The sequence below is a fragment of the Treponema sp. R8-4-B8 genome (assembly GCF_054786175.1).
Genome location: NZ_BDHE01000215.1, coordinates 1 through 659 on the forward strand (window position 1 = coordinate 1; position 659 = coordinate 659).

Annotated in this window: 1 protein-coding gene; it reads right to left on the reverse strand. The window is 42.6% G+C overall.

What is annotated here, in order from left to right:
• Positions 1-296 precede the first annotated feature (296 nt).
• The gene (locus tag ACYVRA_RS07985) at positions 297-650 is read right to left on the reverse strand and encodes a cyclophilin-like fold protein (RefSeq protein WP_461252202.1); all 354 of its coding nucleotides are present in this window, start codon (positions 648-650) and stop codon (positions 297-299) included.
• Positions 651-659: the final 9 nt, after the last annotated feature.

The following is a 659-nucleotide window of genomic DNA, read 5'->3' on the forward strand; positions in this document are numbered from 1 at the left end:
CGCACGGCGTAGCCGTGTGGATCCTCAACCGAGCCGCAAAGCGGCGAAGGTTCCCCTCTTGATGAATAATGCCACACAGCGTAGCACCAATAAACGCCGCTGTCTGTAATAAAAGCAAGGCGGCCTTTAGGCTGCCGCCAGTGCGGAAGGGAAACCAAAGGTTTGGTAATTAAAAATTAATAATTAGTACACAACAAACATGCAATTTTGCAAAGCCATAGGCTTTTTATCACGCTCCCTGTAGTAGTGATTGGGTGTTAAGGTACTCTATAAAATTCTGATGTCATATACGTTTGTTATTTATCTGCAATCTCCAATATTACCGTTACGTCTCCTGTGCCAAGTATCTTTTTTAATTCTTCTTGCGTAACAATATTAATCTTTCCAAGTCTGGTAAAACTCCATGTATTGGGCGCATAATAAATCACGAGTGAATTCCCTTGATACAGTATCAAGTCGCCGGGTGCGGTGGTAATCCGTTCATCATTTGTAGGCAGGCTTCTTCCCAATCCGCCGACTTTTTCCATATTTCCGTAATCGCGCATATTAATTGTTATAGGGCCTGCTTTAAGCATTTCTTTTAACGCTTCTGTTGAAGAATTTTGCGCCAATGTTGCGGTGAGTTCTCCGTTGCCGATAATAATTTTCATAGTACCTCC